The 24,187-nt window shown below is 64.1% G+C and carries 15 protein-coding genes; 6 read left to right on the plus strand and 9 right to left on the minus strand.

What is annotated here, in order from left to right; translation table 11 throughout:
• Window positions 1-135: 135 nt before the first annotated feature.
• The 4 genes from HUTA_RS11960 to HUTA_RS11975 all read right to left on the minus strand — a co-directional run bounded on the left by HUTA_RS11960 (window position 136) and on the right by HUTA_RS11975 (window position 8,028).
• Window positions 136-3,183: an FAD-binding and (Fe-S)-binding domain-containing protein gene (locus HUTA_RS11960; protein WP_015790170.1), complete on the minus strand. Its 3,048-nt coding sequence runs from the start codon at window positions 3,181-3,183 to the stop codon at window positions 136-138.
• A 110-nt stretch (window positions 3,184-3,293) separates the two neighbouring features.
• Window positions 3,294-4,805: an MATE family efflux transporter gene (locus HUTA_RS11965; RefSeq protein ID WP_245529107.1), complete on the minus strand. Its 1,512-nt coding sequence runs from the start codon at window positions 4,803-4,805 to the stop codon at window positions 3,294-3,296.
• 102 nt (window positions 4,806-4,907) lie between these two features.
• On the minus strand, window positions 4,908-7,445 hold the full coding sequence (locus HUTA_RS11970) for a beta-mannosidase (protein WP_015790172.1): 2,538 nt from the start codon (window positions 7,443-7,445) through the stop codon (window positions 4,908-4,910).
• A gap of 124 nt (window positions 7,446-7,569) precedes the next feature.
• Window positions 7,570-8,028 carry a universal stress protein gene (locus HUTA_RS11975; RefSeq protein ID WP_015790173.1) on the minus strand — a complete coding sequence of 153 codons (459 nt, stop codon included), beginning with the start codon at window positions 8,026-8,028 and terminating at the stop codon, window positions 7,570-7,572.
• A 181-nt stretch (window positions 8,029-8,209) separates the two neighbouring features.
• Here HUTA_RS11975 and HUTA_RS11980 point away from each other — a divergent pair, with 181 nt between their 5' ends.
• The gene (locus HUTA_RS11980; protein WP_015790174.1) at window positions 8,210-8,728 is read left to right on the plus strand and encodes a GNAT family N-acetyltransferase; all 519 of its coding nucleotides are present in this window, start codon (window positions 8,210-8,212) and stop codon (window positions 8,726-8,728) included.
• Window positions 8,729-8,839: 111 nt separating this feature from the next.
• On the opposite strand, the gene xylA is transcribed toward HUTA_RS11980, so the two are convergent.
• Complete coding sequence (gene xylA / locus HUTA_RS11985; RefSeq protein WP_015790175.1) at window positions 8,840-10,156, minus strand: xylose isomerase; 1,317 nt, start codon at window positions 10,154-10,156, stop codon at window positions 8,840-8,842.
• A 378-nt stretch (window positions 10,157-10,534) separates the two neighbouring features.
• On the opposite strand from xylA, the gene HUTA_RS11990 reads away from it, so the two are divergent.
• From HUTA_RS11990 to xylB, 3 genes are all read left to right on the plus strand, one after another.
• Window positions 10,535-12,478, plus strand: a complete 1,944-nt coding sequence (locus HUTA_RS11990) for a HAMP domain-containing protein (protein WP_015790176.1) — start codon at window positions 10,535-10,537, stop codon at window positions 12,476-12,478.
• A gap of 158 nt (window positions 12,479-12,636) precedes the next feature.
• Complete coding sequence (locus HUTA_RS11995) at window positions 12,637-14,616, plus strand: HAMP domain-containing protein (RefSeq protein WP_015790177.1); 1,980 nt, start codon at window positions 12,637-12,639, stop codon at window positions 14,614-14,616.
• Window positions 14,617-14,788: 172 nt separating this feature from the next.
• A complete protein-coding gene (xylB, locus tag HUTA_RS12000) occupies window positions 14,789-16,348 on the plus strand; it encodes a xylulokinase (RefSeq protein ID WP_049941335.1) in 1,560 nt (519 codons plus the stop codon).
• 59 nt (window positions 16,349-16,407) lie between these two features.
• On the opposite strand, the gene polX is transcribed toward xylB, so the two are convergent.
• From polX to HUTA_RS12020, 4 genes are all read right to left on the minus strand, one after another.
• A complete protein-coding gene (polX, locus tag HUTA_RS12005) occupies window positions 16,408-18,150 on the minus strand; it encodes a DNA polymerase/3'-5' exonuclease PolX (RefSeq protein WP_015790179.1) in 1,743 nt (580 codons plus the stop codon).
• Entirely contained in the window at window positions 18,147-18,596 is a 450-nt protein-coding gene (locus HUTA_RS12010) for a DUF5788 family protein (protein ID WP_015790180.1), read from the minus strand. The genes polX and HUTA_RS12010 overlap by 4 nt, the downstream gene beginning before the upstream one ends.
• 99 nt (window positions 18,597-18,695) lie before the next feature.
• Window positions 18,696-20,309, minus strand: coding sequence for a family 43 glycosylhydrolase (locus HUTA_RS15955; protein WP_015790181.1), 1,614 nt, complete (start codon window positions 20,307-20,309; stop codon window positions 18,696-18,698).
• A gap of 3 nt (window positions 20,310-20,312) precedes the next feature.
• The gene (locus HUTA_RS12020; RefSeq protein ID WP_015790182.1) at window positions 20,313-22,061 is read right to left on the minus strand and encodes an RICIN domain-containing protein; all 1,749 of its coding nucleotides are present in this window, start codon (window positions 22,059-22,061) and stop codon (window positions 20,313-20,315) included.
• Between the two features lie 219 nt (window positions 22,062-22,280).
• On the opposite strand from HUTA_RS12020, the gene HUTA_RS12025 reads away from it, so the two are divergent.
• The gene (locus HUTA_RS12025) at window positions 22,281-23,261 is read left to right on the plus strand and encodes a rhomboid family intramembrane serine protease (protein ID WP_015790183.1); all 981 of its coding nucleotides are present in this window, start codon (window positions 22,281-22,283) and stop codon (window positions 23,259-23,261) included.
• 3 nt (window positions 23,262-23,264) lie between these two features.
• Window positions 23,265-24,074 (plus strand): endonuclease V, encoded by an 810-nt coding sequence (locus HUTA_RS12030; RefSeq protein ID WP_015790184.1) that lies wholly within the window; start codon window positions 23,265-23,267, stop codon window positions 24,072-24,074.
• The last annotated feature ends 113 nt before the right edge of the window (window positions 24,075-24,187 follow it).

Genomic DNA, 24,187 nt, shown 5'->3' on the forward strand with positions numbered 1-24,187 from the left:
AGCATAAAAGCACTGTGTCTCTCCCGGTCATGACAGCGACACAGGCACCGAAACGCCACGCTGCCTCGCGGTTTTCGGATTCTTCGACGCCGATCGACGGGTAGCGCTTTCCGACCGGAGCGATGGTCGCCGTCTTTACTCCTGGAGGTCCGCTGCGAGCACTTCGATCGGGTGGGGCGGATCGTCGCTCGCCCCCTCGTGTTCGCCGATCTGATGGCGACACGACGCACCGGGGGCGATGACTCGCTCGCCCGAACTCTCCCGGATCTGGTCGAAGAGGATGTCGCCCATCGCCTGACTCAGCGAGTAGTGCTCGGCCTCGTAGCCGAAGGATCCGGACATGCCACAGCAGCTACTGTCGAGCGCATCGACCGTGAACCCGACGTCTTCGAGGACCTCCGCGGTGAAGTGCTCTTTCTTGATTGCCTTCTGGTGGCAGTGTCCGTGGTAGGTCAGCGGTCGGTCGCTCGGGTCCACCTCGATCTCCTCGACGAGGCCGTGGGTGTCGAGGTATTCGAAGATCCCGTAGGTGTTGTTCGCGACGGTCTCGGCGTCCCTCCCGCCCAGCAGATCGAGGTAGTCGAGCTGGAACATCACCGCGACCGACGGCTCGATACTGACGACGTCCCACCCATCTGCTACTCGCGGGGCCAGCGTTTCGACGTTCTCGCTGGCGTGTTCTTTGGCCTTGTCGAGAAATCCCTTCGAGTTGGCTGCACGGCCACTGTCGGTGACGTCGCTGGGAACGTCGACGTGGACGCCGGCCGCTTCGAGAACGCGGACGGCCTCCTTGCCCGCCTGTGGGCGGTTGTAATTCGAGAACGTATCGGGGAACAGCAACACCTTGCGATCAGCTTCCGCCGCCGAGACCTGCGGTTCGTGACTCGCGAACCAGTCGACGAAGGTCTCCCGGTAGAAGGTCGGGAACTTTCGCTCGCGGGCGATCCCGAGGACCTTCTCCTGGATGATGCCACGGCCGGGGAGGCGCTGTGCCCAGTTCGAGATGGGGGCAAGCGCGCTTCCGAGCGGGAGGAGTCGGTCGACGTTGGCGAAGATTTTGTCCCGGAGGCTCGACCCGTGTTCCTGGTGATACTGGTGGGTGACTTCCGCTTTGAGTTTGGCCATGTCGACCTCGCTCGGGCAGTCCTTCGCACAGCCCTTACACCCGATACAGAGGTCAAGTACCTCCGTCATGAACTCCTCGTCGGTGACGTCCGCGGGCAGGTCGCCGCTCATCGCCTGCCGGAGCATGTTCGCCCGGCCTCGTGTCGACGTGACTTCCTCCTCGCTGGCGCGGAAGGTCGGACACATCACGCCACCGGTGGTTTCCTGGGGGCCCCGACAGCCACCACACCCGTGACAGAGCTCGACCATCCCTTGCATCCCGTTCTCGTTGTCCCATTCGAGGACGGGATCGAATCCGAGTTCGAAGTCGTACTCCGGGCTGAACCGGAGGTTTTCGGTCATGTCGTGATCGCCACAGATGTTGCCCGGATTGAGCAGCCAGTCGGGGTCGAAGGCGGTCTTGAGTTCCTCGAAGGTCTCCCAGAGTTCGTCGCCGTACAGCTTGCGGTTGAACTGCGAGCGGGCGCGGCCGTCGCCGTGCTCGCCGGAGACGCTGCCGCCGTACTCGACGACGAGGTCGGTCGCCCCCTCGGCGATGGCCTCGAACTGCTCGATCCCCTCGGTCGTCTTCGTGTTCACGAGCGGGCGGATGTGGAGACAGCCCGGGCCCGCATGGGCGTAGAAGGCTGCAAACGTGCCGACGTCCTCCAGCAGGTCCTGGAAGTCCGCGACGTACTCGGGGAGGTTCTCCGGCGGGACGGCGGTGTCCTCGATGAAGCTGATGTGCTTCTCGTCGGTCGTCCGGCCCAGCAGGATCGGATTGCCGGACTTGCGCAGCTTCCAGAAGCGTTTGCGTTCGTCGTCAGCGTGGGCCTCCTGGGCGTCAAAGGCGTAGTGTGGCTCGTCGGTAATCTCGCTCGCCCCCTCGCTGGGATCGAGTTCACTGTCGCCGTCGGGAACCCGGTCGGCGATCAGGTCGGCGACCTTCTGTCTCCCCGCTTCGTCGCTGTCAGCGTAGAACTCCACCAGCAACATCGCGCCGGTGCCCTCGGGGACCATCTCCGCGACGAGCGGGCCGAACTCCTCGGTCTTGCCTGCCAACTCCAGTAGCGTATCGTCGAGCACTTCGAGGGCGGAGGGATCGTGTTCGAGGATGATCGAGACGTCCTCCATCGCGTCGATGAGACTCTCGTACGCCAGCAGTGCGATCGACTTGGTCTCGGGCACTGGCTCCAGGGAGACCTCCGCTTCGGTGATCACGGCGAGGGTCCCCTCGCTGCCGGCAAGAAGCCGGGCGAGGTTGACCGTCCCGTCGTCGGCTTCCTCGACGAGTCGGTCGAGGTTGTATCCCGAGACGTTCCGCTTCAGGTCCGGGAACCGCTCGTCGATAGTCTCCGTCTCCTCGTCGAGGATACGGCTCACCTCGGCGTGGATCTGTGCTTCGAGATCGCCGTCCGGGTCAGCGCTGTCTTGTAGTTCTTCCAGTGTCACTTCCCCGAACTCCGTGACGGTGCCGTCGGCGAGGACGACCTCCACCGACTCGACGTAGGCGTCGGTCTTGCCGTACTTCAGCGAGTGAGAACCGGTCGAGTTGTTGCCGATCGCGCCGGCGACGGCGCTCTTGTCGCCGTAGGCGGGATCGGGCGCGAACTTCAGATCGTGCTCGGCGAAGGCCGCGTTCATATCGCCGATGTAGGTCCCGGCCTGGACGCGTGCCCGGGCAGCGTCAGGATCCGTTTCGAGCACGCTGTCCATGTAGCGGGTGAAATCCAGGACGACGGCCTCGTTGACCGTCTGGCCGGCGAGGCTCGTGCCGCCACCCCGTGGCAGGACCGGGATCTCCCGAGCGGCGCAGTACTCGACGACGCTCGCGACGTCGGCCGTCGACTGCGGGAAGACGACGCCGACCGGAAGTACCTCGTAGGCGCTGGCGTCGGTCGCATACAGTTGTCGGGAGTATTCGTCGAAGCGAACGTCCCCCTCGATGCGTTCCTCCAGGTCACTCACGAGGCCTGGCCGTTGCACGTCGTCGCTGACGTAGTCGTACGTGGCCCGACTGTCGGCTGCCGGATCGATACTGTCCGGGACGCCGGGTCCGACCTGGTCACTGATTCCCATGGTCCTACACTGCGACCCGACCGAGATTAATGTCACGCTCTTTGGCCGAGGGGGGTGGGTTGGGCCCTATTCCGGTCGGCCAGGCAGCTTCCCAGCCACTGCTTCGGCGGTCAGTCCGTATTGACCGCCTCGGGCGGCTCGGCCGCTGGCTCGCTGTCCGGACCGGTCTCCTCGATGACGGCTTCCTTCCAGGTTCCGCGGGTGAACCACAGGACGGCGACGATCCCGCCGAGGATGTCGCCGGCGGCGAACCCGATCCAGATGCCGAACTCGCCAAGGATGCCGGGGTCGACCGCGAGGAGATATACCAGTGGGACGCGGCCGAGCCATAGCGCGATGACGGAGAGGACCATCGCCGTCCGGGTGTTTCCTGCTCCCCGGAACGCGCCGAGCATGACCTGGAAGACGCCCATGAAGACGAACTCGAAGGCCCTGACCTGGAGGTACGTCGCGGCGAAGGCAAGCGTGATCGCCGCCTCCTCGGTGCCCGTCCCGAGGAACACGCCGACGATCGGTTCGGGGAAGATGAACGCGATTGCGCCGGCGACAAAGAGGACGCCGACGATGACCTTCGAGGCGACCCAGGTTGCCCGCTCGGCGCGGTCGGGCTTTTCGGCTCCCAGATTCTGGCCGACCATTGTGTTGGTTGCCCGCCCCAGTCCCATCGACGGCAGGAAGACGATCGTCCCGATCCGGTTGGTGAGGCCGTAGGCCGCCACGACCGCCGGCGAGAACATCGACACCATCGCGGTCATGGTGATCATGCCCAGCGCCGCGGCCGACTGTTCGGCGGTCGTCGGCAACCCGAGGTCGACCATTTTCCGAATCACGCCGAAGTCCGGCCGCAAGTGTTCCAGCCGGACGTCCGGACCGTAGCCGGCGAAAAAGAGGAGGAGGATGCCGGCGACCGCCGCCAGCCCACGCGAGGAGATGGTGGCGATGGCGGCTCCCTGGATCCCGAACCCGCCGAAGGCCGTCAGCTCCGCGAGCGTCGCGCCGATCACGTCGAGTCCCGGCGGCGCGAACAGCGGGTTGTCGGCAAACCCGAAGATGAGGATCGGGTCGATCACGACGTTCAGTCCGACGCTGCCGGCCATGACGTACATCGGCGTCTTGGTGTCGCCGTACCCGCGCATGACCGACGAGAAGACGAAAAACGAGAACAAAAGCGGGAGCCCGAGGTAGAACACCTCCATGTAGTCGTTGGCCATCGGGATGATCCGCTCGGTCGTGTCCGCACTCGAGGGCAACAGTGCGAGCAGCTGATCGGAGAGGAAAAAGCCGGCGACGCCCAGGACAGTCGCCATCCCGACGACGAACACCAGCTGGTTGCCCGTCACGAGTCCGGCCGACCCCTCGCTATCCGCGCCGGTGTACTGGGCGACCAGGATCGCCCCCGCGGAGTTGAACCCGCCCGCGATCGAGATGAACAGGAAGATCAGCGGCCACGCGATGCTCAGCGCACCGACCGCGTCGGCCGAGTAATGGCCGAGCCAGATGGTGTCGGTCACGTTATAGGCGACGTTCAGCAACTGGAAGACGACCAGCGGCCACGCGATGTCGAGCATTGGACGGAGGAGCCCACCCTCCGTGACGTTCGTTTTCGGTCCGGATTCGTCCACGAAGAAATAGTTCAGCCGTTGTCGGATAAATACCCTTCGAAACGCACGGCGGGCGAGCAAATCGCCGTCGGACGCAGCCCCGGCCGGTCGGCCAGGGCTCGGCTAGTACGTCTCCCGGAGGTGCCTCGTCGAGAGGTGCTCCCGGAGGCGGGCTTCGATCAGGCCGTCGCGGTGGTTCTCACGGGCCTCGAAGGCGACGGTCCGCGTCTCGCCGGGCCGCAGGTCGACGTAGTTGTCTGTGAACCACCCCGTGAGTGGTCCGGCGTCGAGCTCGACGAACAGGGCGGCCCCCTCGGGCGCGCTGACTGTCACTTCGTCGCCGTCGATCGTCACGTCGAGGTCGACAGCCGGCAGCTCGAGCGCCTTGTAGTCCTCGAAGACGGCCGTCGCAGGATAGGATTCCCCCGGCCCGTCGTATTCGGCTCGAATCATCACCGTCGCCGGATCGACCTCGGCAGGCAGATCCGCACGGTCGACGGTCCCAAGCGGCGTGCTCTCGCCTGCTTCGACGTTCACCTCGACGGTTCGTTCGATGAGGACTTCGCCGTCGAAGGTGAGAACTTCGAGGGTGATCTCGCCGTCGAGCGGCCGCGGGTCGTCGCTGGTGAGCCACAGCGTCTGGGCGGTGATCTCCCCGAAATCGCGTTCGGCTTCGTCGTCGGCCCCCGCGTTCTCGCCGCCGGTGTCGCCCTCGAATTCGGGATGGAAGGAGACGAGAACGGGTGCGAACTGCCGGCGGGCGGCGTACTGCTGGGCCTTCCACGTCCCGTCGTATTCGATCGACGACCACGACGCAACGGGCCAGAGATCGTTGAGTTGCCAGTACAGCGCCCCCATTGTCTCGGGTTTACGACGCCGCCAGTGCTCGATGGCCGTCGACATCGCCTCGGCCTGGAGCAGCTGGGAGAGGTAGACGAAATCTTCGAAGTCGAAGGGCACCCGGAAGTACGACGCCAGTCGGGTGAGGATCGTCGCGTTCCCGCCGGGGTTGCGCTGGTGGTGCTCCATGAGGGGGGCAGTCGGGTTCAACTGGTCGTCCGGGATGACCGTCCGCAGCGATTCGACCGACGGGAACGACTGGTAGCCGAACTCCGAGACGAAGCGAGGCTCCGTCGTGTAGTAGTCCTCGAACGGTTGGCCCTCGTGCCAGACGTCCCAGTAGTGGACGTCACCCGACCCGAACTCGTAGGGGTCCTCGGCGTCGGGGCCGCTGGAGGGCGAGCCCGGCCAGAACGTCCGCGAGGGATCCTCGTCGCGACAGGCCGGCCCGACGGTCTCCTCGTAGAGCGCCTCGTAATCCGCGACCTGTTCATCGTGGGCCGGGTGGTCGACGAACCAATTGTGGAGGGCCTCCTCGTTCTCGTTGTTCCCACACCAGAGTGCAATCGAGGGGTGATTCGCCAGCCGACGGACCTGATAGCGGACCTCCTCCTCGACGGTCGCCAGAAAGGCGTCGTCGGCTGGATAGAGCGCACATGAGAACATGAAATCCTGCCAGACGAGCAGCCCCTGTTCGTCACACAACTCGTATAACGCGTCGTTCTCGTAGTAGCCGCCACCCCAGACCCGGAGCATGGTCATGTTCGCCGCGGCGGCACTCTCGATAAGGTGCTCGTAGCGGTCGCGGGTTACGTCGCCATACAGCGGCGCGACGGGGATCGTGTTCGCTCCCTTCGCGAAGACGGGGGTGTCGTTGACCGTGAAGTGAAACGACGACCCCTCCGCGTCGGGTTCGACGACGACTTCCAGGTCGCGAAAGCCCAGCCGGTCGGTCACGGTGTGACTGGTCGGGTCGCCGGCACCGCTCCGATCGGTGATCGTCGCCTCGAGATCGTATAGCGGCTGGTCGCCGTAGCCGTTGGGCCACCACAGGTCGACGTCCTCGACGCCGAGCGTGAGTTCGACTTCCTGCTCGCCCGCCCCCAGTACCACCGTCTCGGTCGTTTCGCCGTCCGCGACCGACGCCGCGAGTTCGCACTCGCCCGCACTCGGCGCGTCGATCCCGACCCGGACAGTCAGGTCGATGCGCTCGCCGTCGTGGTCCTGTTCGGTCGTCGTATGGGTAATCCGCGGGGCGGAGTAGGCCACAAGCGAGATGTCCCGGTAGATCCCCGTCGTCGGGAGACTCGGGCCCCAGTCCCACCCGAAGTGACACTGGGCCTTCCGGATGAACGGTCGGCCGGGCTGCTCGACTGGATAGTGGGTGTGGGGAACCTCGTGGGGATGGGCCTCCTGTCGCTCGAGGGCGTACTCGACGGGGGACCGAAACTCGATACGGATCTCGTTTTCCCCGCGCTTGAGGGCGTCGGCCACGTCGAATTCGTTGGCGACGTGCATGTTGACCGACTCTCCGACCACCTCGCCGTTCACCCGGACTGTCGCGACGGTGTCCAGTCCGTCACAGCCCAACAGGACGCGGTCGTGAGCAAGCATTGCCGGCTCGACATCGACGGTCCGGCGATAGGTCCAGTCGGTCCGACCGACCCACTGGACGTCGAGTTCGTTGTCGGCCACGAACGGATCGTCGATCACACCGTTCGTCCGCAGGTCCGTGTAGACGCCGCCGGGAACGGTCCCATCGAGCCACTCGCCGTCCGGGTCGCGGAACTCCCAGCGACCGTTGAGGAACTTTTTCTGCATAGTTGCACGAGTTCTGTCGCTGACACCATAACGTTGTGGGCGAGAAGCCCACAGCTATCGGCGATGGATCGGGGACGGGACCGCCCTTCCGGCGGTCGTGACCGCGGCCGGCAAACGGGCCGCGTTACTGGAGGTTGACCGTGACTTCGCCGTCGAAGTCGAGCAAGACCGACTGGACCGTGTCACCGAACAGTGCTTTCCCGGTCGGCGAGCGCTTGCGGCCCGACAGGAAGATGTGTCCGCACTCGAACTTCTCGGCGGCCTCGATGACCTTCGAGGCGCGGTCGCCCTCGCCTGCGACCGCACCGACGGTCTCGTACGCGAAGTCCGGGTCGCCGAAAACCTCCTCGATGGTCTCGTTCAGCGAAGTGTGGACCGTTTTCAGGATGTCCGAATCGGTGTAGGACGTGTTCTCGACTTCGCCGATCGTATCGAGGGTTTCCCGGGCCTCGTCGAACTCGTCCGGGTCGAGGGTTCCAAAGAGGTACAGCTTTGCCCCGAGTCCCTCGGCGATATCGCCGGCCTTCCGGAGTAACTCCTCGCTCGCTTCCGTGTCGTCGACGACAACCAGTGCTTGTTCCATATACGCGTCATCGCACAAAATATACTAAAGTGTTGCCTTCGCGGGTTCTGCGGCGCTGATCGACGCGGTTTTCGGCAGCCGCGATGGCTCGAAGAACCCGCCGTCACCCGTCTGTCCACTGGCCCACCCCGAACCGTCGACCGATCGGCAGGTTCTTTTCCGCTACTCCGAACCCATATTCATGCCAGGTCCAGTGTTTCGCGAGGGGGAAACCGTCTCGCTCCGAGCGATCGAACCGTCGGATCACGCCTATCTGGCGACACAGGCGAACCGGCGGGACGTCAGGCGCATGACGAATGGTCAGGAACCCTGGAGCCACGACGGCAAGGAGGCGTTTCTCGACGATGACGATGTCGTCGGCTTCCTGCTCTCACGGGACGGCGAACGCGTCGGCTTCTGCTGGCTGTTTTTCCGCGAGGAGGTCCACGGGCGGGCTGCGATCGGCTACTGGGTTGATCCCGACGCGCGACGGGAGGGCGTCGCCACGGCGGCCGTGTCACTGCTCAAAGCGTACGCTGTCGACGAACTCCGTCTCCGAAAGCTACACGCTCGCGTCTTCGAAGGGAACGACGCTTCAGCGTCGGTCTTGGAGTCAAACGGCTTTGAGAACGTTGGACGACTGCACGAGCACTATCTGGTCGATGGCGCATATCTGGATGCGAGACTCTATGAGTGGTTGTCGCCGGCCCGATCCGAGTAACGGGGTTTGCCAGCCACTGCTGGTATCAGCCCGTCGCCGGTAGCTCAGGGTGACAGCTCACGCGATTACGTCGTCCAAAACGAAGGTGGAGATATCCTCACTGCGATCCGTTCAGGATTCGAGGATGTAGCTGTTGAGAACTGCCTTCAGCTTCTCCTGGCGACCGGACTCGAGTTCGATCCCGTCGTTCTCGAGGGCGTATTCGGCGAGCGCCTCGAAGTCGGTCGACTCGGCGGCGATCTCGGCACCGATCCCCGCGTCGTAGCCGTAGCGGTCGTCGATGACGTCCGCGAAGACACCGTCCTCCCGGAGTTCGTGGGCGACTTCGAGCCCGCGTGCGAAGGTGTCCATACCGACGACGTGGCCGTAGAAGAGATCGACAGGCTCGAAGGATTCCCGTCGAACCTTCGCGTCGAAGTTGAGGCCACCGGGTGCGATCCCGTCGTTCTCCAGCACCTCGTACATCGCCAGCGTCGTCATGTAGACGTCGGTCGGGAACTCGTCGGTGTCCCAGCCGATCAGCTTGTCGCCCTGGTTTGCGTCGACGCTGCCCAGCGCGTCGTTGACACGGGCGTACTGGAGTTCGTGTCGGAACGTGTGGCCGGCGAGCGTCGCGTGGTTGGCCTCGAGGTTGAGGTTGAAGCGGTCTTCCAGGCCGTACTCACGCAGGAACGCCATGACGTTCGCGGCGTCGAAGTCGTACTGGTGTTTGGTGGGCTCTTTGGGCTTTGGCTCGATGAGCAACTGCCCGTCGAAGCCGATGTCGTCGGCGTAGTCGGCCGCCATCCGGAAGAACCGGCCCATGTTGTCCAGCTCTCGGCCCATGTCGGAGTTCAGCAGCGTCTTGTAGCCCTCGCGGCCGCCCCAGAAGACGAAGTTCTCGCCACCCAGACGCTCGGTGACTTCCATCGCTTTCTTGACCTGTCCCGCCGCGTGGGCGAAGACGTCGGGGTTCGGCGAGGTTGCCGCACCGTGGGCGAACTTCGGCTCCATGAACAGCTGGGCCGTCCCCCACAGGAGTTCGACGCCCGTCTCGTCGATCTTCTCCTCGACGTGGTCGACGATCTCATCGAGGTTCTCGTTGGACTCGGCGAGATCCTCGCCCTTGGGTGCGATGTCGCGATCGTGGAAACAGAAGTACGGGACGCCGAGTTTCTCGAAGAACTCGAAGGCGGCGTCGACTCGCGCGTGGGCCTTCTCCATTGGGTCGTCGATATCGTCCCAGGGACGTTGCATCGTCCCTGCTCCGAACGGGTCGGACCCGTCTTCGCGGAGCGTATGCCAGTAGGCCACCGAGAATCGAAGATGCTCGGCCATCGTCTTCTCGCCGACCTGCTTCTCGGGGTCGTAATAGCTAAACGAAAGCGGGTCCTGGGAGTCCGGTCCCTCGTACGTGATCTCGTCGATTTCTGGGAAGTATTCGCTCATGGTATCACCAGTGTCGTAGGACAGACACGCTTAAACTGCATTCAGTAGCTACTTCAATATTGCGGTACCCTGTCGCTCACTCGCTACCAGACCGTCCGCAGTCGGGCTTTTGGCTCCCTTCGGACCGGGATCGTGCTGCTCACTTTCGGAGAGTGGCCGGCTCTCCACCGCGGACCGGTTGTCTGTCCGGATCGGCGACTCCCGATCGTCGGCCGACAGTATCGAGTGGGTCCTCACAGACTGAATCCACACCCTACATTTTAATATCGAGGTAGGAAAACCACTGGTTTCGAAGACGGAAAGCGTATTTGTCGTATCAAAATAGAATTATGATGACGAAGCTTCGACTGGTACATTGCAAGACACGTATCACAAACTATGAGCACTGATCCAGATATTGACGTCGACGATCCTGCAGAAGGGGTTCTCGGCCAGACGCTGGCGACGATCGTCCCGGATTTCATTCGAAAGCGTTTCGCGCTGAAGTTCGCCCTCGTTCTTATCATGATGGGACTGATTCTCGCGGGCATCGGGTTCACCGCGACCGGGACCCTGGCTGACCAGGTCGAAGAGGACGCACGTGCCGAGTACGAACAGTTAGCGACCCAGCAGGCGACGATCGTCGAGAAGTGGGTCGAACGCAACAGTGTCTCCGTCCGATTAGCCTCCCAGAGCACTGGGTTGACTGCCGGCAGTGACCAGTCAACTGACCTGACGCTAAGACGGCTCTGGGGAACGATCCTCGGAGATGCCGAAGGGTTCTACCTCGTCTCCTACGATGGTGCGGAGCCGGCAATCATCGCCCAGGCCTCCAGTTCGAGTACGGAGGCCAATCAGCAAATTCCGCTTGTGGATTCCGCTCAGTCCTGGGTGGCGGACGTCGACGTCACAACCATGGACACGTCTGAGGTCGAGATGTCCGACGTCTACACCCGGAACGGCGATGCAGTCGTCGGCTTCGTCAGTCCGATACAGGATTCGCCCAGCCGGTATCTCGTCATCGAGTACGACGCCACACGGCTGGGCAGTTCGATCGTCGGCGATAGACAGGACGACACGCCGGCGAACCATTTCGCCCAGATCATCAACAGCTCCGGAACCGTCCAGGTTGATTCCCGAATGGCGACTGCAGACGACGCCGGGTCGGCCGTTGGCAGTCCGTACGGGAACTCCCAGACCGTAACAGAGGCCATGGAGAGCCCCGGTGAGAACGCCGCTCGGACCTCGGGCGTCAGGATCGTCGAAGACGACACGTCCGTCGTCGGTGAGCCCTACGCTGTCGGCTACGCATCGATCGAGGTCGAGGACGAAGGGATCGACCGCCAGTGGGCCGTCGTCACGCACGCGCCGACGAGCGATCTGTTCGGGTTCGTCCAAACAATATCGAAGTGGGGTCAGATCGTGACGATCCTGGCTGCGCTCCTGATCGGTGGCGTCGGGGCCATCCTCGGGTATTCGACGGCGAGTTCCGTCGATCGGCTCCGGCGGAAAGCCGAGGAGATCGAACAAGGGAACCTCGACGTGGCGATCCACACGACGCGGATCGACTCGATCGGCCGGCTGTACGAGGGCTTCGCAAACATGCGGGATTCGCTTCGCGAGCAGATCGACGAGGCCGAACAGGCCCGTAAGGAGGCGGAAGTCTCCCGGGCCGAGGCCACGGAGATGAACCAGTATCTCCAGGAGAAAGCGGAGGAATACAGCCACATCATGGAGCGATGTGCGGCCGGTGACCTCACCCGTCGGATGGACATCGACGGGGAGAACGAGGCGATGGACCGGATCGCCAGCGAGTTCAACGAGATGATCGACGAACTCGAGAAGACGACGGGTCAGCTCAAGAGCTTCGCCGACGAGGTCGAGGAGGCCGGCGAGATCGTCCAAAACTCCTCGGACAGCGTTCAGGAAGCCGCAGAGCACGTTGCCGAATCGGTCCAGCGGATCTCCGACGACGCCTACGAACAGCAGGAACGCCTCCAGGAGATCTCCGAAGAGATCGACGCCATCGCGGCCCGACTCGATGAGTTTGCGGCCGCGCATCCGGATGTCGACTTCGAGGACCAGCTCGCCCAGATCGACGAGGTCGCCCGGACGGTCGCGGCGGTCGTCGACCTGGCTGAAGAAACGCTCGAAGAGTCCGAGAGCGTCGCGGGCGCGGCCGAGGAACAGGCCGCCGAACTCAACGAGGTTTCCCAGCGCGCCGGTGATCTTATCCGCTACGCCGGGCCGCTGCACGAGGTGCTCGATCGCTTCAAAACCGAATCCGAACACGAGTTCTACTTCCCGACCGGACCGCGAGACGAAGCGGACAACGGGGAGTAGGGTCTATCCTCACGGTTTGAATCCGCTCCCTGGCCTTTTTTATCGATGCAGCGGAAGGTGCGAATATCGATGCCGGCGGCCGGATCTGTAGCATGGAGAATAAAAACAATGAATACAACCGGCAGTATCGATACACAGCAGGACGCTTCTCGTAAACTATGAGCAACAATCCAGATATCGAATCCGAGGATGACGACGCTGGGGGCGGCCCGATCGGCCGTCTCCTGGCGACGATCGTCCCGGACGTCATCAGGAAACGGTTCGCACTAAAATTCGGGTTGGTTCTCGTCATGATGGGCCTGATCCTCGCAGGGATCGGGTTCACGGCGACGGGTGCGCTGGCTGAGCAGGTCGAAGAAGACACGCGAGCGGAGTACGAGCGCCTCGCCTCACAACAGGCGTCGATCGTCGAGCAGTGGATCCAGCGAAACGCCGTCACGGCTGATCTCGCGTCGACGAACGACGGATTGGGAGCCGATCTGTCTGAGAAGGCCACACTCAATCGGCAGTTAGCTCGACCATTGTTCTCGAAGGTCAGTGAGGGGGCACACGGGATCTACCTCCTCTCGCCCGACAACGGGACTGAAGTCCTGGCCATGCAGTATACGGGCGACACCCTCGAGGAGATCAACCGGGGCGCGCTCCAGTCGAGGACGATTCCCGTCTCGGAGACGGATCACCCGTTGCTGAGTGAGCTCCAGCTGGGTATCGACGAGTATCCGCAGGTCCAGATGACAGAGGCCTACGAGGTCTCGGGAGAACCGGTCGTCGGATTCATCAAGCGCGTCGAACACAATGTCGCCAATCGGTATCTCTTCATGGAGTTTCGCGTATCGAACCTGGCCAGTGCAATCGAGAGTGAAGGACTGACCGATGGGGATGCAAGCACTCACTTCTCACAGGTGGTCAACTCCGACAATACCGTCCAAGCGGATACGCGAGCTCTGGCGGGTGACGGACAGGAATCCACCGTCCTCGGCACGTACGGTAACGAGGAGACGATCCGGCAGGCGATGGCCGAACCCGCCGACGGACAGAACCGAACGAGCGGCGTTCGGATCATCGAGAACAATCCGACCGTCCTGGATGAGGCCTACGCCGTCGGGTACGCCTCGGTCGGGGGTGACGTGATCGATCCCTCGTGGACAATCGTCACGCACGCCCCGACGAGCGATCTGTTCGGGTTCGTCCAAACAATATCGAAGTGGGGCCAGATCGTGACGATTCTGGCCGCCATCATGATCGGTGGCGTCGGGGCCATCCTCGGGTATTCGACGGCGAGTTCCGTCGATCGGCTCCGGCGGAAAGCCGAGGAGATCGAACAAGGGAACCTCGACGTGGCGATCCACACGACGCGGATCGACTCGATCGGCCGGTTATATGATGGCTTCGCGAACATGCGGGATTCGCTGCGCGAGCAGATCGACGAGGCCGAACAAGCCCGCAAGGAGGCCGAGGTCTCCCGGGCCGAAGCCATGGAGATGAACCAGTATCTCCAGGAGAAGGCGGAGGAATACAGCCAGACGATGGAACAGTGTGCGGCCGGTGATCTCACCCGTCGGATGGACATCGACGGGGAGAACGAGGCGATGGACCGGATCGCCAGCGAGTTCAACGAGATGATCGACGAGCTCGAGAAGACGACGGGTCAGCTCAAGAGCTTCGCCGACGAGGTCGAGGAGGCCGGCGAGATCGTCCAAAACTCCTCGGACAGCGTCCAGGAAGCCGCAGAACAGGTGGCGAGCTCCGTCCAGCGGATCTCCGACGACGCCTACGAACAGCAGGAACGCCTCCAGGAGATCTCCGAGGAGATCGATGGGCTGTCCGCCCGACTCGACGAGTTCGCGGCCGAGCACCCGGACGTCGACTTCGAGGACCAACTCGCCCAGATCGACGAGGTCGCCCGGACGGTCGCCGATGTCGTCGACTTGGCTGAAGAAACACTCGAAGAGTCCGAGAGCGTCGCGGGCGCGGCCGAGGAACAGGCCGCCGAACTCAACGAGGTCTCACAGCGTGCCGAGGACCTCATCCGCTACGCCGGGCCGCTACACGACGTGCTTGATCGGTTCGAAACCCAGTCAGAACACGAGTTCTACTTCCCGACCGGGCCGCGTGACGACGGGCCAAACGAGCAGTAAGGCGTCGATAGCTTCGCATTCCCCGTCCGAATCGACATTTTCCGCCGGGTTCGACCGCCGATTTGTGTTGTCCTGTCACCCGTCGCGCTGTCGCCGTTCCTCTCCGCGTTGGCATCGCGACGCGAAGAACAGCAACATTTAACCCTAGAAATGGCGAGTACACAGACGTACTATGAGCCTTTTGATGGGACTCGACCTGGGGACGTCAGGCGTGAAAACCCTCGTTGCCGACGCCGACGGGGAGGTCCTCGCGACAAACACCGAGGAGTACCCGCTGTACCAGCCCGAGGTCGGCTGGTCCGAACAGGATCCGGCTGACTGGTGGGCGGCCACCCTCGACGGCATCGAGGCCGTCCTCGAGGACCCCGCCGTCGATCCGGAAGACGTCGAGGCACTGGGACTCACCGGCCAGATGCACGGCTCGGTCTTCCTCGACGGGGAGGGCGAGGTCCTGCGCCCGGCGATCCTCTGGAACGACACGCGGACGTCGGCTCAGTGTGACGAGATCGAGGAGCGCGTCGGCGAGGATCGGATCATCGAACTCGCCTCGAACCCGCCGTTCGAGGGCTTCACCGCGCCGAAGATTCTCTGGGTGCAGGAGCACGAACCCGAGGTCTACGACCAGACCGAGTCCATCCTGCTCCCGAAGGACTTCATCCGGTATAAACTGACCGAGGCGTTCGCCACCGACGTCAGCGACGCTTCCGGGACGCTCCTGCTCGACGTCGGCGAGCGCGACTGGTCGCCCGAGATCCTCGACGAACTGGATATCTCGCGGGACCTCCTCCCCGAGGTCTACGAGTCCCCGGAGGTCACCGGCGCGGTCACGGACGCCGTCGCCGAGCGGACGGGGCTGCCGGCTGGAACCCCTGTCGTTGCGGGAGCCGGCGACAACGCGGCCGGTGCCGTCGGCTCGGGCGTCGTCGGGGACGGTGACGTCTGGGGTTCGATCGGCACCTCGGGCGTCATCTTCGTCGCGACCGATGACGAGCGGACCGATCCCGAGGGACGGGTGCATACGTTCTGTCATGCCGTCCCCGACACGTGGCACGTCATGGGTGTGATGCTCTCGGCGGGCGGCGCGTTCAGCTGGTTCTCCGAGACGCTCGGCGGGCCCGAGGAGGTCGTCGCCGACCAGCTCGGGAAGGACGCCTTCGAGGTGCTGACCGACGAGGCCGCGACTGTCGATCCCGGTTCGGAGGGGCTCATCTTCCTCCCGTATCTCAACGGCGAACGGACGCCCCACCGCGACGCCGACGCTCGGGGTGCCTTCTTCGGTCTTTCGACCCGCCACGACAAATCCCACGTCGTCCGGTCGGTCCTGGAGGGTGTCACCTACGGCCTGCGAGACTCCTTCCGGATCGTCCGTGACGACCTCGGTGTCGACACCGGGCAGCTGAAGGCGGCCGGCGGCGGCGCGAAGAGCCCGCTGTGGAAGCAGATCCAGGCTGACATCTTCGACGCGGAGATCCTGACGCCGAACGTCGACGAGGGGCCGGCCTACGGGTCGGCACTGCTTGCCGGCGTCGGCGCTGACGTCTACGACAACGTCGCGGACGCAACCGAACAGGCGGTCGACATCGTCGACAGCGTCGAACCGATCGATCAGCACACTCGCGTCTACGACGAGTACTACGAGATCTACGAGTCGCTGTACCCTGCGCTGGAAGACTCGTTTGCCGCCAACAGCGCCGCGATCGAGTCCGCCCAGGACATCCTCGACGAAGCGTAACTGCCCTGTCGGCTGTTGCTTTCTGGCACTAGTGAACCGCTCTCCACGACCGGACAGAATCACCCGAGAAAGTCATGGAGGCCGGCAGCCGATCGAGCATTGAGTACGTTTGCGTCTTCCGCCCAACCGCGCCGCGCGGTGTGGACGCCAAAGCGCCGGTAATCGAGAGCTTCAGGTCGGTGCGCGTCGGTGTCGATCGCGATCGTCGCCCCCGCGTCGATCGCCCGCTTGACCTGGCTCCCTTCGAGATCGAGCCGATGCGGGTTGGCGTTGACCTCCAGCGCCGTGTCGTGCTCGGCCGCCACCTCGGCCACGGCGGAAACGTCCACGTCGAGGCCGGGGCGGCGGTTGAGCTGTCGCCCCGTCGGATGGCCGATCACGTCCACTGCGGGGTGGCGGGCGGCTTCGATCAGGCGGTCGGTTCCGTCGCCGTCGAGGCCGGCGTGTGGCGAGGCGACGACCAGATCCAGCGTTTCGAGCACCTTATCACCGACAGAGATTCCGCCGTCGGTATCGATATTTGCTTCGACGCCCGTCAGGACCGTGATATCGTCGCGTTCGTCCTCAACCGCCTCGATCGCCTCGCGCTGCTCGCGGAGTTCGTCGTCGGTGAGCCCGACGCCGCCGACCATGCCCGGCCCGGTCGCGTGATCGGTGATGCAGACGTACTCGTCACCCCGTTCGGCGGCAGCCGCGGCCATCTCTTCGATCGTGTTGTTGCCGTCCGACCATTCCGTGTGGACGTGGAGGTCGCCGCGGATCTCGGCCGTCTCGATCAACTCGGGCAGCGCACCCGCGTCGGCGGCCGCGATTTCACCGCGGTTCTCACGTAACTCCGGCGGGATCCAGGGGAGATCGAGCGCCTCGTAGACCTCGGCCTCTGACTCGCCGGCGACGCGCTCGCCAGCCCGCTGATCGTCTACTTCCCCCTCCACAGCCGAAATGTCGAAGACGCCGTACTCGTTGAGTTTGAGATCCCGATCGATCGCCCGGTTGCGCAGGTCGACGTTGTGGTCCTTGCTTCCGGTGAAGTACTGCAACGCCGCGCCGAATTCGGCTGGATCGACCACCCTGAGGTCGATCCGGACGCCGTCGGCGCGCAGGCTCGCCTTCCCCTCGCCGGCTTCGATCACCCGGTCGGCCCCGTCCCAGTCGGTGAATGCTTCGACCACGGCCGGACCCTCGGTGCTTGCGACCAGCGCATCCACATCGCCGATCGTCGGTTTCCAGCGGCGAAGCGACCCGCCGAGTTCACATTGCTGGACGGCCTCCACCGCTCGTAGGTACTCGCGCACGCGCTCGCCCCGCGGCCGGGCCTCGCCCAGCAACTGGCGTTCGTGGGCTTCTCTGGCGAAGTCGATCCCATCGAGGATGTTCTGCTCTGTCTTCGCCCCGAACCCCGAGACGTTCTGGATCTCCCCCGCCTCGGCGGCCGCCTCCAGGTCGTCGAGGGTTTGGATTCCGAGTGCCTCATAGAGCGTGCCGACGGTCTTCGGCCCGACGCCCTCGACGCTCGTCAGCGCGTCCATCTCGACGGGGAGTTCCGCCCGCAGATCCTCGAGTTCCTCGATCGCGCCGGTCTCGACGTACTCGACGAGCTTGTCGGCGATCGCCTCGCCGACGCGGTCGATTTCCTGGACTGCCTCGACCCCGTCTTCGGCGAGATCGACCACGTCCCCGGGATATTCGGCGACGTTCTCGGCCGCCCGGCGATAGGCGCGTGGTTTGTATTCGACGTCTTTGGCGTCCAGCAGGTCGGCGAATTCCTCGAGACGAGCGGCGAGTTCGGCGTTGCTCGTCATGGGCCACCCCGCGCCCGCCGGTCGCCCGACTCGCCGTCTTTACCCAGTGCCTGCTGGATGAACTGCATCCAGCGCTTTCGATCGGCGGTCCTGGCGGCTTGCTTCTCAGCCTCGATGTCTCCGGATTCGAGGGATTCGAGCGCCTCCAGCGCCCGGTCGATCCCCACGATCGAATCGGCGAGGTCCTCGCCCTGTTCGTAACTCACGTCACCCGATTCGAGCCGTTCGATCCGTCGATTCCGCTCCTGGCGGAGTTTGGTCTTGACAGCCTCGACCCGCTCGCGGTGGTCCGGCGGGACGGTCTCCTGGCGTCTGGTTTCGAAGACGAACGCCGAAAGATCGAGGGATTCGCCGTCGATCTCGATCGTGTCGGGGATCGTCGCGCCCACGGTCGCGCCCTCGCGTCCGACACGTTCGAGGAGCTGTTTGCGTTCGTACTCGTGCACGGCTGTTCGTCCGGGGCCGACGGACAAAAACCCCCGCTCGTGGCGGCTGGGACGTTCAGCTGGAGTCCCAGCGGATCGTCCGTAGCGTGGATCGCGGCCTCAGATCGCGTCGAACTGCCACCGCTGATTGTCGCCGCCGTGCCAGGGCCACTGCAGGACGTTTGCCCCGTCCTCGCTTGATGCACTGTCGACATCCGCCACGGAGCCGCTGTTTTCGTTCTCTAGGCGATACGTGCCGTCGCCGTTGTCGATGAGGCTCCAGTCCTGACACGGATGGCCGGTGTCGGCATATTGGCGGACGTTGGCCCCGTCGGCAGTATCGGCATTCGCGACCTCCAGGAGCTTGCCGCTGTTTTCGTTCGTGACGGTGTAGGTCCCATCGGCGTTCTCGGCGACCTCCCACTGCTGGCAGGGATGGTCGGTGTCTCCGTACTGGCGGACGTTGTCGCCGTCGGCTGTCCCGGCGACGGCGACTTCCAGCAGCTTGCCGCTGTTAACGTTCGTGATTCGGTAGGTACCCTCGTCGATGGCACCGCTGTCCGGGCCGTCGGTGCTGTCGGAGCCACCGCCGGTACCGTCGTCGCCACTGTCGGAGCCACCGCCGGTACCGTCGTCGCCACTGTCGGAACCACCGCTGTTGCCCCCGCCAACGCCACACGGGTATTCGCCGCTCGCCGGCATCGGGCTCTGGCTGCTCGGGGTGCCGTCACAGGCGACGACCGGCCAGTCGTTCTCGTCCCACTGGATCCGGTCGATCATCAGCTGGCGCTCCTCGAGGTCGGCCGTGGCCTCGACGTGGTAGAGCATCCACAAATCACCGGCGTCGTCCCGAATTACGGTGTTGTGACCGGTGCCGATGAACTGGCTCGTGCCCGCCAACACCGAGACGCCGCTGTGGTGTTCGTTCAGGTCACGCAGGTCGGTGCCGTTCTGGTTGTCGTACGGCCCGGTGAACGACTCCGATCGGCCCACCTCGACGGCGTAGGTGCTGTCGGCACCCTCACAGCAGTGGCCCGTCGAGTAGAACAGGTAGTAGTAGCCGTTCGCCTCGACGATCATCCCGCCTTCGCGCCGGTCGCCGGCGAGGTGAAATGTCGTTCCCGGAACGTAGTCCCGGCCGTCGCCGGTGAGTTCGACGCCGTGGATGCCGTACCAGCTCCCCCACACCATGTACGGCGTCCCGTCGACGACCCGAAACTCCGGATCGATGCAGTTGGTCATCCCCAGGTCCTCGGCGCGGAACACCGGGCCCTGGTCGGTGAACGGGCCCTCGGGGGTCGGGGACGTCGCCAGCCCGATACCGGGATTGTTCTGACTCCCCCAGGCCGAGTAGGAGTAGTAGAGGTGGTACTGGCCGTTGTAGTCGTTGATGTCGGGCGCCCAGACGCCGGCGTCGGGGTCGTCCCGCCAGTCGGGGTGGTCCGGTAGCGCGGCGCCGACGTACGACCAGTTCACGAGGTCGTTGGACGTGGCGATGGGGACGACGTCGTTGGGCGTCTCCGTCCCGTAGACGTAATAGGTCCCGTCGTCGGCCTGGATTGCGGTGACATCCCCGAAGCCGACCGGACCCACTGGATTGTGATAGTGGTCCGGGCTATCGTCGGCCGTCACGGCACCCCCCAGAGCCAGGGTGCAGGCCCCGACTGCTCCCGTACCGATCGTTTTCAGCACGCTTCGCCGGTTCAGGTTCGGCCCCCCTTCGAGTTCGTTCATCGGTCAGACACCCTCGAACGTCCAGCGCTGATTGTCGCCGCCGTGCCAGGGCCACTGCAGGACGTTCGCCCCGTCCTCGGTCGATGCACCGTCGACATCCGCGACCGAGTCGCTGTTCGCATTTTCCAGACGGTACGTACCGTCGCCGTTGTCGACGAGGGTCCAGTCCTGGCAGGGGTGGCCGGTGTCTCCGTACTGCCGGACGTTCGCGCCGTCGGCCGTCTCGGCGTTGGCGACCTCCAGAAGCTTGCCGCTGTGTGCGTTCGTGAGCCGGTAGGTCCCGTCGCCGTTGGCCGTCACGTTCCAGTGCTGACAGGGATGGCCGGTGTCCCCGTACTGCCGGACGTTGTCCCCGTCGGCTGTGCCAGCGTTGGCGACCTCCAGGAGTTTGCCACTGTTTGCGTTCGTGATCTGGTAAGTGCCGTCACTGACGGGGCCGGCACTGTCGCTGCCATTGTCCTCGCCGCCGCCACTATCCCCACCAGTACCACTGCCATTGTCCCCACCAGTACCACCGCCACCGCAGTCCGTGTTTCCGCGGACCGTCGTGTTGCCCGCGTAGGTTTCGATGGCTCCCGAACCGTTGTCACAGAAGGCGTTGTTGACGATCGCGTTCCCTTCGGTGTCCGGCCCCGTTTCGTAGACGCCGTAGCCCGCGTTGTCCCGGATAGTCAGGTTCCGGACGGTGACGTTGCGGGTGTAGGGGTGCGTGTCACTGTCGCGGGAATCCAGCCGGATCCCGGCACTCCCCGTGTTGGTGATCGTGCCGCCGTCGATGACCGTCTCCCGGGTGTCCTGAATCAGGTTTCCACCGTTCCCGTCGAGGGTGACGTCGTGGATCTCGATACCGCTGCTGCCCGACACGGTGAAGATGCCGCGTCCACAGTCAGTCGCGTCGACGCTGTTGACGGTGATGTTCGGCCCGGCGTCGTTCGCACACCGGAAGCCGGCGTAGCCGCCACCCTGGTCACACCGCGTCGCGTCCACGAAATCGACCGTCGCGTTCGACGTATCGTTCAAGAGCAATCCACAACCGGAATCGATGTCCGTTGCCCTGACTGTCCCGATGTCGATCCCGTCGACGCCGTAGGTTTCGACGGCGTGGGTCCCCGAACCGGTGATTTCGGTGCTGTTGAGCGTGACGTTCGTCGTGTCGGGCCCGTTCCGGCCGTCGATCCGGATGCCCAGCCCGCCCGAGAGGTCCATCGTGACGTCGTCGATGACCACGCCGTCGCAGTGAGAGATCCGGATTCCATAGCGTGGATTTCCCGTGACGTTGAATCGCTGAATCTCGACTTCCTCGGCGTTCTGTGCCCGGGCCGGGATGACCCACGGCTCCCCGGTGTCGTTGACGTCGATCGAGCCGGGGATGTCCAGAATGGTGTAACTCGGCAGATCCACTGCCCGGAGACTCGAGGCGGTGCCGGTGCTCCCCGTCGCGTCGACTCTGACCTTTTCCTTCGTCCTCCGACCGGGTGTAAGACTGTCGACGGCGGCCTGGATCGCGTCGATGTAATCGTACCCGGCATAGACTTCCTGTCCACTGTTTTCCGCGATGAACTGACCGTTGGTGTCGTAGACGACTGCGTCGTGATCGGCCCCGAGCGCGGTTCCCACCAGGCCGGAAACCAGCCCAGTCCCCGCCAGCGCGAGGGCACGCCGTCGCGTCGTCGCTCGCCCGCCCCCCGTATCGGTTGCTCCCCGTTTTGCTTTCTCGTTGCGCCCCCCGTCCGCGTTGCTATCAGGTGCCATCTGTTCACACGCACAATGCTGTGTGTCGCATTAAATTGTTTTCTTTTCTGGACGTTATAGATACTAATTCGGGTGTGCCCGTTGGCCCTTGCCAGCCCAGGTGGTTTTGCGGGGAGGTGACTGGCGGCAAACCGGCTTCCGAACTGCGGTTTGAGTGGGAGAGGACTGCAATCGGGGCAAGCACAATCTCTTTGCCGCAGGGTCCGTTACCCACCGGCAATGACGACCTGTGACGTGTGCGGCACGGAGATGAATATGCCGTATCACTGCAATCACTGCGGGGGAACGTTCTGCTCGGAACATCGCCTCCCGGAGAACCACGACTGTCCGGGACTGGACGACTGGGGTGACCCGGAAGGGGTCTTCGACAGCGGGTTCGACGACAGCGTCTCGGCGGGCAACCAGTCCCGCTCGTCGAAGGGTCTCCTCGAACGGATCGGTATCGACACTGGGCCAGGTGGTCCGCTGGCGTACTTCCGCGGGAACATGACCTACGTCTTCCTCGGGCTGATGTGGATTACCTTTCTCTTTCAGTTTCTCGTTGCCACCGTGGCGATTGGGACGCCCAACCTTCAGGTTGCAACGCTTTCTTCGGAGTTGTATCGATCGATTTTCGTCCTGGCTCCACAGCATCCCGAATACGTCTGGACGTGGTTCACGTCGGTACTTTCACACGGGGGATTCGCACACATTGCATTCAACAGTATCGTGATCTTCTTCTTTGGACGGCTAGTCGAGGACTACATCGGCTCGCGGGACTTCACGCTCCTGTTCCTCTCTAGCGGGGCGCTTGCCGGGCTTGGACAGGTCCTCATTCAACTCTATCAGGGTCTACCGTCCGCAGCGGCGGTCGGGTACTTCCCTGGTGGAGTCGTCGGCGCGTCGGGTGCAGCCATTGCGATCATGGGCGTCTTGACCATCCTCAACCCCAGTCTCCGAGTGTACGTGTACTTCATTTTTCCCGTCCCGATCTGGCTGGTGACGATCGGCCTGGTCGCGATGAACGTCCTCGGGATGTTCGGTGCGGGCGGCCAGGGCGTTGCCAACGCCGCTCACCTGATCGGGCTCGCGATCGGTCTCGCCTACGGCCAGCACGTCCGCGATCGGATCCGGGTCCCGAACCAGCTCCAACTCGGCGGCGGTCGCGGCCCTGGCGGCCCGGGCGGCCCCGGCGGCCCGGGTGGCCGCGGGCCGTTCTGAGCGATGGACGTTTCCCGCCCCGAGTACGTCCCCGACCCTTCGCTCTCCCGCGACGAGATGGAAGCGCTACAGCGTGAGATAGCCGACGTTGCCCTCTTCGAGGACGGCTTCGCTTTCGATCCCTCGGCGATCGAATTCGATTCACCAGTCGATCTCGGGGACGACGATCAGCACCGACTCACCGGCGACGGCCCGATCGTCGCGGGTGTCGATCAGGCGTTTCTCGACGATGGCGATCGAGCCCTCAGCGCCGTCGTCGCCCTACAGGACGGGCGTGTCGTCGATCGGGCGTACGCGGTCGTCGACACCGAGATCCCCTACATTCCGGGATTGCTGAGTTTCCGCGAGGGCGGGGCGATCCTCGCGGCACTGTCGAACCTTGCCGTCGAGCCCGATCTGCTCGTCGTCGATGGGAGCGGTCGCATCCACTTTCGGGAAGCCGGCCTGGCGACCCACATCGGTGTGACCGTCGATGTCCCCGCCATCGGTGTCGCCAAGAACCTGCTCTGTGGCACGCCGGCCGAACCAATTCCTGATCGCATGGCGGAGGGCGATCGCATCCCGATCGAGGCCGATGAACGGGTCGAGACTGCTGAGCCCGGAACCGTCATCGGTCATGCCGTCCAGACGCGCCAGTACCAGTCGGGATCGACGTCGATCAACCCGCTGTACGTCAGCCCCGGCCACCGCGTGAGCGCGGTGACGACCGCCGACCTCGTGAGTCAGTGTGCGGCCGGGTACAAACTGCCCGAGCCGACGCGGTTGGCCGACCGCAAGGCAGATCGGCTGAAACGCGAAGGCGGCGAGGCGTGACCACACGGTCGACAACTCCGAACCGCTGATCGGGTCGTGTATCGATTAGCCAGAATCGCTTGCAACAGCCAGAAAGCCCCCGCGCTCTCAGCTGCCGCGACTCTCACGGCTCA

Source organism: Halorhabdus utahensis DSM 12940 (genome assembly GCF_000023945.1).
Classification (GTDB): Archaea; Halobacteriota; Halobacteria; order Halobacteriales; family Haloarculaceae; genus Halorhabdus; species Halorhabdus utahensis.

Bases quoted from the DNA above. Each gene is read 5' to 3' on its own strand.
- HUTA_RS11975 (WP_015790173.1), bottom strand. From the start codon at position 8,028: ATGGAACAAGCACTGGTTGTCGTCGACGACACGGAAGCGAGCGAGGAG.
- HUTA_RS11995 (WP_015790177.1), top strand. From the start codon at position 12,637: ATGAGCAACAATCCAGATATCGAATCCGAGGATGACGACGCTGGGGGC.
- HUTA_RS11970 (WP_015790172.1), bottom strand. From the start codon at position 7,445: ATGCAGAAAAAGTTCCTCAACGGTCGCTGGGAGTTCCGCGACCCGGAC.
- HUTA_RS12020 (WP_015790182.1), bottom strand. From the start codon at position 22,061: ATGGCACCTGATAGCAACGCGGACGGGGGGCGCAACGAGAAAGCAAAA.
- HUTA_RS11980 (WP_015790174.1), top strand. From the start codon at position 8,210: ATGCCAGGTCCAGTGTTTCGCGAGGGGGAAACCGTCTCGCTCCGAGCG.
- xylA (WP_015790175.1), bottom strand. From the start codon at position 10,156: ATGAGCGAATACTTCCCAGAAATCGACGAGATCACGTACGAGGGACCG.
- polX (WP_015790179.1), bottom strand. From the start codon at position 18,150: ATGACGAGCAACGCCGAACTCGCCGCTCGTCTCGAGGAATTCGCCGAC.
- HUTA_RS15955 (WP_015790181.1), bottom strand. From the start codon at position 20,309: ATGAACGAACTCGAAGGGGGGCCGAACCTGAACCGGCGAAGCGTGCTG.
- HUTA_RS11990 (WP_015790176.1), top strand. From the start codon at position 10,535: ATGAGCACTGATCCAGATATTGACGTCGACGATCCTGCAGAAGGGGTT.
- xylB (WP_049941335.1), top strand. From the start codon at position 14,789: ATGAGCCTTTTGATGGGACTCGACCTGGGGACGTCAGGCGTGAAAACC.
- HUTA_RS12025 (WP_015790183.1), top strand. From the start codon at position 22,281: ATGACGACCTGTGACGTGTGCGGCACGGAGATGAATATGCCGTATCAC.
- HUTA_RS12030 (WP_015790184.1), top strand. From the start codon at position 23,265: ATGGACGTTTCCCGCCCCGAGTACGTCCCCGACCCTTCGCTCTCCCGC.
- HUTA_RS11960 (WP_015790170.1), bottom strand. From the start codon at position 3,183: ATGGGAATCAGTGACCAGGTCGGACCCGGCGTCCCGGACAGTATCGAT.